6 protein-coding genes are annotated in these 10,452 nt (G+C 70.9%); 2 read left to right on the plus strand and 4 right to left on the minus strand.

What is annotated here, in order from left to right; translation table 11 throughout:
- Nucleotides 1-47 precede the first annotated feature (47 nt).
- Complete coding sequence (locus tag ACFYNP_RS28550) at nt 48-614, minus strand: DJ-1/PfpI family protein (protein WP_388789344.1); 567 nt, start codon at nt 612-614, stop codon at nt 48-50.
- Between the two features lie 537 nt (nt 615-1,151).
- Between ACFYNP_RS28550 and ACFYNP_RS28555 the strand changes: the two genes are divergently transcribed.
- Entirely contained in the window at nt 1,152-6,146 is a 4,995-nt protein-coding gene (locus ACFYNP_RS28555; protein WP_388789346.1) for an NAD-glutamate dehydrogenase, read from the plus strand.
- A 59-nt stretch (nt 6,147-6,205) separates the two neighbouring features.
- On the opposite strand, the gene ACFYNP_RS28560 is transcribed toward ACFYNP_RS28555, so the two are convergent.
- The 3 genes from ACFYNP_RS28560 to ACFYNP_RS28570 all read right to left on the minus strand — a co-directional run bounded on the left by ACFYNP_RS28560 (nt 6,206) and on the right by ACFYNP_RS28570 (nt 9,490).
- Complete coding sequence (locus tag ACFYNP_RS28560; RefSeq protein WP_388789349.1) at nt 6,206-7,510, minus strand: glycosyltransferase 87 family protein; 1,305 nt, start codon at nt 7,508-7,510, stop codon at nt 6,206-6,208.
- A 179-nt stretch (nt 7,511-7,689) separates the two neighbouring features.
- Nucleotides 7,690-8,499, minus strand: a complete 810-nt coding sequence (locus ACFYNP_RS28565; protein ID WP_388417302.1) for an ABC transporter ATP-binding protein — start codon at nt 8,497-8,499, stop codon at nt 7,690-7,692.
- A gap of 10 nt (nt 8,500-8,509) precedes the next feature.
- The gene (locus ACFYNP_RS28570) at nt 8,510-9,490 is read right to left on the minus strand and encodes an ABC transporter permease (protein ID WP_388416925.1); all 981 of its coding nucleotides are present in this window, start codon (nt 9,488-9,490) and stop codon (nt 8,510-8,512) included.
- Nucleotides 9,491-9,637: 147 nt separating this feature from the next.
- Between ACFYNP_RS28570 and ACFYNP_RS28575 the strand changes: the two genes are divergently transcribed.
- Nucleotides 9,638-10,264: a TetR/AcrR family transcriptional regulator gene (locus tag ACFYNP_RS28575; RefSeq protein WP_388416928.1), complete on the plus strand. Its 627-nt coding sequence runs from the start codon at nt 9,638-9,640 to the stop codon at nt 10,262-10,264.
- Nucleotides 10,265-10,452: the final 188 nt, after the last annotated feature.

Consider the following 10,452-nt stretch of genomic DNA (forward strand, 5'->3'; position numbering starts at 1 on the left):
AAGCCCGAGCCCCTGGCGGCCCGAGAAGCGGTGCGGCCCGGTTCCCCCTAGGTGACCGGCGCCTTCGCCCGCAGCACGGTCAGGAACTCCCGCATCCAGCTGGAGTGGTCCGGCCAGGCGCGGGCGGAGACCAGGGTGCCGTCCACCACCGTCTCGGCGTCCTGGAAGGTGGCGCCCGCCGTCTGCATGTCCAGCTCAAGGGCGGGATAGGCAGTGACCCGGCGTCCGCTCAGGCCGCCGATCGCGGCGGTGAGCAGCGGGCCGTGGCAGATCTGGGCCACCGGCTTGTCGGTGTCGAAGAAGGCCTTCAGGAGCTTCCTCAGCTCCGGGTCGTTGCGGAGGTACTCGGGCGCCCGTCCGCCGGGGATCACCAAGGCGACGTACTGGCCGGGATCGACCTCCGAGAAGGCCAGGTCGGCGGGCCAGGTGTAGCCGGGCTTCTCCGTGTACGTGTCGAAGCCGGGCTCGAAGTCGTGGATCACGAACCGCAGCTTCTTGCGGGCCGGGGCCGCGATGTGGACCTCGTACCCCTCCTCGCGCAGCCGCTGGTAGGGGTAGAGGACTTCCAGGGATTCGGCCGCGTCACCGGTCACGATGAGGATTTTGGCTGCCATGAGTGCGCTTCCTCTGGGGGCTGTGGGGCTCAGGGGCTGTCAGGGCTCAGGGCTCGGGGTCCCGGAGATCGGAGCCCTGGGACCAGGGTGGCTGAAGGTCGATCGCACCTGCGGATACCACACGGCCGCAGCCGCGGACTCCGTACGGTCAACCTGCCCGCACGGCGACCGTTTGCCAAGAGGCGCGTTCCCGCCGCCGCGTCGCTGTCCAGAGTGTCAAACTTCGGGCCCAGCTTTTGTACACATAAGGCTCATGACGGTTCGGGGGGAAGGGGCGATAGCCTTGTCCCGTGATCAGCGCGATATGTCGCGGAGGCACTGCCGCCCCCGCCCTTCGCCCGGAGCGCCACGGCGCCCGGGCAGTCGCTGATTCCCGCCACCCGGAATCAAGCCTCGACGCCACAAAATTGGCCGGTAAGCGCCCGGGTATCTCTCATCGCGGCATAGCGTCGACACCGACCGGACACCCCGCGTCGTGGCGTTGCGTCGCTTCTTTCCCCTACGTCACGCAACGGCGCGCGACAGGAGCCAGAGGACATGCAGACCAAGCTGGACGAAGCCAAGGCCGAGCTGCTCGCACGGGCGGCCCGGGTAGCTGAGAACAGCCCGGCCGGGGGGCCCGGAGGCCTGGGGGACACCCCCAGGACCGACCGGGCGGCCACGACTGGGGCCACGAGCGAGGAAGGTCCCGACCAGGGCGTCCTCCTCGGGTACCTCCAGCGCTACTACCTGCACACCGCACCCGAGGACCTGGCCGACCGCGACCCGGTCGACGTCTTCGGCGCAGCGCTCTCCCACTACCGCCTCGCGGAGAACCGGCCGCAGGGCACCGCCAACGTCCGGGTGCACACCCCGACCGTCGAGGAGAACGGCTGGACGTGCAGCCACTCCGTCGTCGAGGTCGTCACGGACGACATGCCCTTCCTGGTCGACTCGGTCACCAACGAGCTGTCCCGGCAGAACCGCGGCATCCACGTGGTGATCCACCCGCAGGTGATCGTCCGCCGCGATCTGACGGGCAAGCTCATCGAGGTGCTCGACACCGGCGCCCAGACCGCCGAGCTGCCGCACGACGCGCTCACCGAGTCCTGGATCCACGTCGAGATCGACCGTGAGACCGACCGCGCCGACCTCAAGCAGATCACCGCCGATCTGCTGCGCGTCCTGTCCGATGTGCGCGAAGCCGTCGAGGACTGGGAGAAGATGCGCGACGCCGCGCTGCGCATCGCCGACGAGCTGCCCAAGGAGCCGAAGGCCGGCGACCTCGTGGAGCAGGAGGTCGACGAGGCCCGCGAGCTGCTGCGCTGGCTCTCCACCGACCACTTCACCTTCCTCGGCTACCGCGAGTACCAGCTCACCGACGACGACTCGCTGTCCGCGGTCCCCGGCACCGGCCTCGGCATCCTGCGCTCCGACCCGCAGCACGGCGAGGAGGACGACGGCCACCCCGTCTCGCCCTCCTTCAGCCGGCTGCCCGCCGACGCCCGCGCCAAGGCCCGCGAGCACAAGCTCCTGGTGCTGACCAAGGCCAACAGCCGCTCCACCGTGCACCGGCCCTCCTACCTCGACTACGTCGGCGTGAAGAAGTTCGACGAGCAGGGCAACGTGGTCGGCGAGCGCCGCTTCCTCGGCCTGTTCTCCTCGGCCGCCTACACCGAGTCCGTGCGCCGGGTTCCGGTCGTGCGCCGCAAGGTGGAGGAGGTCCTCAAGGGCGCCGGGTTCTCGCCCAACAGCCACGACGGCCGCGACCTGCTCCAGATCATGGAGACCTACCCGCGCGACGAGCTGTTCCAGACCCCGGCCGACCAGCTGCGCTCCATCGTCACCTCCGTCCTGTACCTCCAGGAGCGGCGCCGGCTGCGCCTGTACCTGCGCCAGGACGAGTACGGCCGCTACTACTCGGCGCTGATCTACCTGCCGCGCGACCGCTACACCACGGGCGTACGGCTGCGTCTGATCGACATCCTCAAGGAGGAACTGGGCGGCACCAGCGTCGACTTCACCGCCTGGAACACCGAGTCGATCCTGTCCCGGCTGCACTTCGTGGTGCGCGTCCCGGCGGGCACCGAGCTCACCGAGCTCACCGACGCCGATTCCGACCGCATCGAGGCCCGCCTGGTCGAGGCCGCCCGTTCCTGGGCCGACGGCTTCTCCGACGCGCTGAACGCCGAGTGCGGCGAGGAGCGCGCCGCCGAGCTGCTGCGCCGCTACGGCCACGCCTTCCCCGAGGGCTACAAGGCCGACCACTCCCCGCGTGCCGCGGTCGCCGACCTCGTGCACCTGGAGCAACTCACGCACGGGCGGCGGGACTTCGCGCTCTCGCTGTACGAGCCGGTCGGTGCGGCTCCCGGCGAGCGCCGCTTCAAGATCTACCGGATCGGCGAGCAGGTCTCCCTCTCCGCGGTCCTCCCGGTGCTCCAGCGCCTGGGCGTCGAGGTCACCGACGAGCGCCCCTACGAGCTGCGCTGCGCGGACCGCACGCACGCCTGGATCTACGACTTCGGCCTGCGCATGCCGAAGAAGAGCAACGGCAGCGGCGACTACCTGGCCGACGACGCGCGCGGGCGCTTCCAGGAGGCCTTCGCCGCGACGTGGACCGGCGCCGCGGAGAACGACGGCTTCAACTCGCTGGTGCTGCGCGCCGGGCTCAACTGGCGCCAGGCGATGGTGCTCCGGGCCTACGCCAAGTACCTGCGCCAGGCCGGTTCCACCTTCAGCCAGGACTACATGGAGGACACCCTCCGCGACAACGTCCACACCACGCGGCTGCTGGTGTCGCTCTTCGAGGCGCGGCTCTCGCCGGACCGCCAGAAGGCCGGCACCGAGCTCATCGACGGGATCCTCGAAGAGCTCGACGGCGCCCTCGACCAGGTGGCGAGCCTGGACGAGGACCGCATCCTGCGTTCCTTCCTCACCGTCATCAAGGCGACGCTGCGGACCAACTACTGGCAGAAGAACGCGGAGGGCAACCCGCACGCGTACGTCTCCATGAAGTTCGACCCGCAGGCGATGCCCGATCTCCCGGCGCCCCGCCCGCAGTTCGAGATCTGGGTGTACTCGCCGCGCGTCGAGGGCGTCCACCTGCGCTTCGGCAAGGTCGCCCGCGGCGGTCTGCGCTGGTCCGACCGGCGCGAGGACTTCCGTACCGAGATCCTCGGCCTGGTCAAGGCGCAGATGGTGAAGAACACCGTCATCGTGCCCGTCGGCGCCAAGGGCGGCTTCGTCGCCAAGCAGCTGCCCGACCCGTCGGTGGACCGGGACGCCTGGCTCGCCGAGGGCATCGCGAGCTACAAAACGTTCATCTCGGCGCTGCTCGACATCACCGACAACCTGGTCGCGGGCGAGGTCGTCCCGCCGGCCGACGTGGTCCGGCACGACGAGGACGACACCTATCTGGTGGTCGCCGCCGACAAGGGCACCGCGACGTTCTCGGACATCGCCAACGACGTGGCGATCAGCTACGACTTCTGGCTCGGCGACGCCTTCGCCTCGGGCGGCTCCGCCGGATACGACCACAAGGGCATGGGCATCACCGCCCGCGGCGCCTGGGAGTCCGTCAAGCGGCACTTCCGCGAGCTGGGCCACGACAGCCAGACCGAGGACTTCACGGTCGTCGGCGTCGGCGACATGTCGGGCGACGTGTTCGGCAACGGCATGCTGCTCTCCGAGCACATCCGTCTGGTCGCGGCCTTCGACCACCGGCACATCTTCATCGACCCGAAGCCGGACGCGGCCGTCTCCTACGCCGAGCGCCGCCGTTTGTTCGACCTGCCGCGCTCCAGCTGGGCCGACTACAACAAGGAACTGCTCTCGGCCGGCGGTGGCATCCACCCCCGTACCGCGAAGTCGATCCCGCTGAACGCGCACGTCCGCGAGGCCCTCGGCATCCCGGCCGGCGTCACCAAGCTGACCCCGGCCGACCTGATGCAGGCCATCCTCAAGGCACCGGTCGACCTGCTGTGGAACGGCGGCATCGGCACGTACGTGAAGTCGTCCGCGGAGTCCAACGCGGAGGTCGGCGACAAGGCCAACGACGCGATCCGCGTCAACGGCGAGGACCTGCGGGTCAAGGTCGTCGGCGAGGGCGGCAACCTGGGTCTGACCCAGCTCGGCCGGATCGAGTTCAGCCGCAAGGGCGGACCCGAGGGCGAGGGCGGCAAGATCAACACCGACGCCATCGACAACAGCGCGGGCGTCGACACCTCCGACCACGAGGTGAACATCAAGATCCTGCTCAACGGCCTGGTCGCGGAAGGCGACATGACCGTCAAGCAGCGCAACAAGATCCTCGCCGCGATGACGGACGAGGTCGGCCACCTGGTGCTGCGCAACAACTACGCGCAGAACGTGGCGCTGGCCAACGCGGTCGCCCAGTCGCCCTCGCTGCTCCACGCCCACCAGCGCTTCATGCGCCGCCTGGGCCGCGACGGCCACCTGGACCGGGCTCTGGAGTTCCTGCCCAACGACCGCCAGATCCGCGAACTGCTCAACAGCGGCAAGGGGCTCAGCCAGCCCGAGCTCGCCGTGCTGCTCGCGTACACCAAGATCACGGTGGCGGAGGAGCTGATCCACACCGATCTGCCGGACGCCCCGTACCTGGCCAAGCTGCTGCACGCCTACTTCCCGCAGCAGCTGCGGGAGAAGTTCACCGAGGCGGTCGACGGGCACGCGCTGCGCCGCGAGATCATCACCACGGTGCTGGTCAACGACACCGTCAACATCGGTGGTTCGACCTTCCTGCACCGGCTCCGCGAGGAGACCGGGGCCTCGCTTGAGGAGATCGTGCGGGCGCATGTCGCGGCCCGCGAGATCTTCGGCGTGAACAGGGTGTGGGACGCCGTGGAGGCGCTCGACAACAAGGTCGACGCCGAGGTCCAGACCCGTATCCGGCTGCACTCGCGCCGGCTGGTCGAGCGCGGTACGCGCTGGCTGCTCAACAACCGGCCGCAGCCGCTCCAGATGGCCGAGACGATCGAGGACTTCTCGGCCGGGGTGGCCCAGGTCTGGGACGCGCTGACGGATCTGCTGCGCGGCGCCGACCTGGAATGGCACCAGGGAATCCTGGACGAGCTGACCGGGGCCGGAGTGCCCGAGGAGCTCGCGCGGCGGGTCGCCGGGTTCTCCTCGGCCTTCCCGGCGCTCGACATCGTGGCCATCGCGGGCCGCACCGGCAAGGAGCCGCTCCAGGTCGCCGAGGTCTACTACGACCTGGCCGACCGGCTGCGGATCACCCAGCTCCTGGACCGCATCATCGAGCTGCCGCGGGCCGACCGCTGGCAGTCGATGGCACGCGCCGCGATCCGCGAGGACCTGTTCGCGGCGCACGCGGGGCTGACCCAGGACGTGCTGTCCGTGGGCAACGGCACCACGTCGCCGGAGCAGCGCTTCAAGGAGTGGGAGGAGAAGAACGCCGCGATCCTGGGCCGGGCCCGCTCGACCCTGGAGGAGATCCAGTCCTCCGACGCGTTCGACCTCGCGAACCTGTCGGTCGCGATGCGGACGATGAGGACGTTGCTGCGCACGCACGTCTGAGGCGCCGGCCCGGCCGCCCCGGCGGTCGGGCGCTGGACCCCGCCGGAACCCCGCACCCCTCAAGGGGTGCGGGGTTCCGCGCGTCCGGTGGTGGCCACCGTGGTCGTGGACGCGGTGACGGTCGAGGCCCACAACCGGCGGCAGGAGACCAGTGCCGCGGCCACCAGCAGGGTGTTGCGCGCGACCATGACCGTGGTGCCCAGAACACTCCCCGCGATGACGTCCTCGTACAGGCAGGGGAAGGCGAGTGAGCTCAACGCGGCCGCCGGGAGCAGGAGTTGGGCCACCGGGCGCTGGCTGGTCTGGCGTGAGGTGAGGCAGACGGCGGCCAGGCCGAGCAGCCAGACCAGGTACTGGGGGCTGATCACCCGGCTGGTCACCGTGAACAGCAGCACCGCGCACAGCGCCGCGTCCAGCGGCACCGCCACCGTCCAGCGCCGGGCGCGCACCCGCCAGAGCACCAGCCAGCAGAGGGCGAGCCCGGTCAGGGCAAGGCTGGCGGTGGCCAGCGCGGACACGTACCGCCCGCTGAACTCCATGGCCCCGTACCGGTAGACGACCCGGCCGGGGTGGCCCGTGACGAGATGGGCGAGCTGGTACGCGGTGCCGCCCAGGGATTCGATCTGGAGGCCCCGGCTGCCCTGCTGGCGCGCGAAGTCCAGGGTGTGGTCGAAGGCGAGCGCGAGCACGGTGAGCAGGGCGGCCACCGAGGCGAGCGCGCCGAGCCCGGCCCGGCGGGTGGCGCGGCCGGGCGGGGCGCCGATCAGGGTGAGCAGCGGCCACACCTTGACCAGGGCGCCCAGGCCCGCGAGCGCGCCGCCGAGGCCCGGCCGGCGGCGCAGGGTGAGCAGGGCGCCCACCGCGAGGGCGGTGACCTGGACGTCGTAGCGGCCGTACGGGACGTGCAGGAGCAGCGGGAGACCGCCCACCCACAGCCATGCCCCGGCCTCGCTGCCGCCGGGGCGCGCTCCGGCGCGCAGCAGCGCGCGGGCGATCAGCGCGTCGCAGCCGAGGGTGACGGCGGTGAAGGCCTGGAAGAAGGTGAGGAAGGGGAAGAGCGAGGGGACGAGCAGCAGTGCGCCCGCGCCCGGCGGGTACTGCCAGGTGGGGTCGCCGAAGGGGAAGGTGCCCGTCGCGAGCTGCTCGTACCAGCGTCGGTAGAGGACGGACACCTCGCCGCTCACCCCGCCGACGCCGAGGCCGTCGCCGACCAGGAGGCGGAGCATCAGGGCGCGGGTGGCGAGCCAGCTCACGGCGAGCGCGGCGTACCGGGTGCGGCGGCCGAAGGCGCCCGGGTCGGGCGCGGGCGCGGGGGCCGGGATGCGGACCCGGGCGGGCGGCGGGGGCATCTGAGAGGGCGTCATCGCGCGAAGTTTATGCGCGGTTTGTCCGGATTCTGTGAGGCGCCGCGATGGGGGTGGCGGGCGGTGCGGGGCGGTGCGATGGGGTGGCCGGGCGGTGCGGGGCGCCGCGACGGCCCGGCGGGTGGTGCGGGGCCGCCGGGGGATGCCCCGCACCGTGCGGGCCCGCTGGGCCCGGCCGGCTACTTCTTCTTCGTGAAGCGCTCGTACTCGGCGAGCACCTCGTCCGTCGGGCCGTCCATGCGCAGCGTTCCCGACTCCAGCCAGAGGGTGCGCTCGCAGGTCTCCCGGATCGAGGCGTTGCTGTGGCTGACCAGGAAGACCGTGCCGGCCTCCTTGCGCAGCTCGTTGATGCGCTCCTGGCTGCGGCGCTGGAACCGGGCGTCACCGGTGGCCAGGGCCTCGTCGATGAGCAGCACGTCGTGGTTCTTGGCGGCCGCGATGGAGAAGCGCAGCCGGGCGCTCATGCCGGAGGAGTACGTGCGCATCGGGAGTGAGATGAAGTCGTCCTTCTCGTTGATCCCGGAGAAGTCGACGATGTCGTCGTAGCGCTCGCGCACCTCCTCGCGGGTCATGCCCATGGCGAGTCCGCCGAGGGTCACGTTGCGCTCGCCGGTCAGGTCGTTCATCAGGGCCGCGTTCACGCCGAGCAGCGAGGGCTGGCCCTGGGTGTAGATCTTGCCCCGGGCGGTCGGGAGGAGGCCGGCGACCGCCTTGAGCAGCGTCGACTTGCCCGAGCCGTTGGAGCCGATGAGGCCGATGGCCTCGCCCCTGCGGGCCACGAAGGTGACGCCCTTGACGGCGTGCACCTCGCGCATGCCGGGGGTCTCCTTGCGCGAGACGATCCGGTTGAGCGCGGCGGTGGCTCCGCCCTTGCCCTTGGATCCGGTCCCGTGGACCTTGTAGATGATGTGCACGTCGTCGGCGATCACGGTCGGCTCGCCCAGGACGGCCTCGTCCTCGGGCCGCCCGTCTGCCAGGGTCGGGGTCAGGGTCCGGGTCTCAGCCACGTCCGTACTGCTCCTCTGCCTTCCAGAAGTACATGAAGCCCAGGGCCAGCGCGACGACGGCCCAGCCGCCGGCCACCGCCCACACGTGCGGGGGCAGCTTGTTCGCGTGGAAGCTGCGGATCATCGCGAAGCGGACCAGGTCGATGTAGACGGCGGCCGGGTTGAGCCCCAGCAGCTGGCCCACCAGGGGGTTCATCTTCTTGAGCTGCGGGCCCAGGTTCCACATCACGCCGGACATGTACATCCAGGTGCGCAGGACGAACGGCATCACCTGCGCGATGTCCGGGGTCTTCGCGGTGATCCGGGCCATCACCAGGGACAGGCCCGTGTTGAACATCGACTGGAGGACGAGCGCCGGGATCAGGAGCAGCCACGAGACGCCGGGCAGCTGGCCGAAGCACATGATGATGATGGCGAGCGCGGCCAGCGAGAACAGCAGTTGCTGGAGCTGCTGGAGGGCGAGCGAGACGGGCAGTGAGGCGCGCGGGAAGTGCAGCGCCCGCACCAGACCGATGTTGCCGGTGATCGCGCGGGTGCCCGCCATGATCGAGTTGGCCGTGAAGGTCCAGATGAACACGCCCGTGACCAGCCACGGGATGTAGTCGGGCGTGCTGCTCTTGTTGCCCATCAGGATGCCGAAGATGAAGTAGTACACCGCCGCGTTCAGGAGCGGCGTCATCAGCTGCCAGATCTGCCCCAGCTTGGCCTCGCTGTACTGCGCGGTCAGCTTGGCGGTGGCGAACGCGGTGATGAAGTGGCGCCGGGCCCACAGCTGGCTGATGTACTCCGGCAGCGTGGGGCGGGCTCCGCTCACCTTCAGGCCGTACTTGGCGGCCAGCTCGGCCGGGCCGAGGGCCTGGTCGCCGGTGTCCCGGGTGCCGGGGTGCCGGCCGGACTGCGCCGGAATGGAGGCCGACGCGGTCGGGGCTGCCGGGGGTGCCGCGGTCTCGCGCGCGGGTGCGGTCTGGCTCACTGCGGTCGCTTTCGCCGGGGGATCCCGGGAGGCTTCCCGGGGCGGGGGATCACTCGCGACGGAACGGACCCGTATCGTCGCTACGGCGAGAGTAGGGCGCCTCTACGTCGCAACGCAACCGTGTCGTCGCAACGCTATGCTCAAGGCATGACCAAGACGGACCCGGAGACGCCCACGAAGCGCCCGCAGCCGCGTCGCGCTCCCGCCGGTGCGGCCGTGCTGCGCGAGGACGTGACGGTCGCCATTCGGGCGGCCGTCTTCGAGGAACTCGCCGCGGTCGGTTTCGCCCGGATGTCCATCGAAGGCATCGCGCGCCGCGCGGGCGTGGGCAAGACCGCGGTGTACCGGCGCTGGAAGTCGAAGCTCAGCCTGGTCCTCGACCTGGTGTCGGCCTTCGCGGAACAGGGCCTTCCGGTGCCGCACACCGGGTCTCTGTACGGGGACATCCGCGCGCTGCTCGCCGTCGCCTCGCTCGCCCTGCGCCATCCGATCGCCTCGCAGGTCATCCCCGACCTGCTGGTGGAGTCGGTACGCCACCCGGAGATCGCCGAGGCGATCAAGGCGGCGCTGCTCGACGGGCAGCAGGGGGTGGCCGCGGTGGTCGTCCGCGAGGCCGTCGAGCGCGGTGAGCTGCCGCCGGGGGCGGACCCCGACCGGGCCCTCGACCTGATCGTCGGCCCCCTCTACTGGCGGCTCGTCGTCGTCAAGGGCGCGCTGCCGAAGGGCTACCTCGACGATCTGGCCAAGTCCGCGGTGGCCGCGCTGCGGGCGTAGCGCGGCTGGTCGGGGTGGGGTCCGGTCCGAGGCGCGCCTCGGTCGCGGTTGCTTCCGCGTGTTGCCCGTTGCCCGTTGGCCGCGGGCCGGCTCGGGCGGGGTTGCGCAGTTCCCCGCGCCCCTCAACGGGCTGTCTGTACGGGTGCGGGTCGTCCGGGGCCTTTCGCGCCGTTCCCCGCGCCCCTTTG

It is taken from the genome of Streptomyces sp. NPDC006691 (genome assembly GCF_042869955.1).
Taxonomy (GTDB): Bacteria; Actinomycetota; Actinomycetes; order Streptomycetales; family Streptomycetaceae; genus Streptomyces.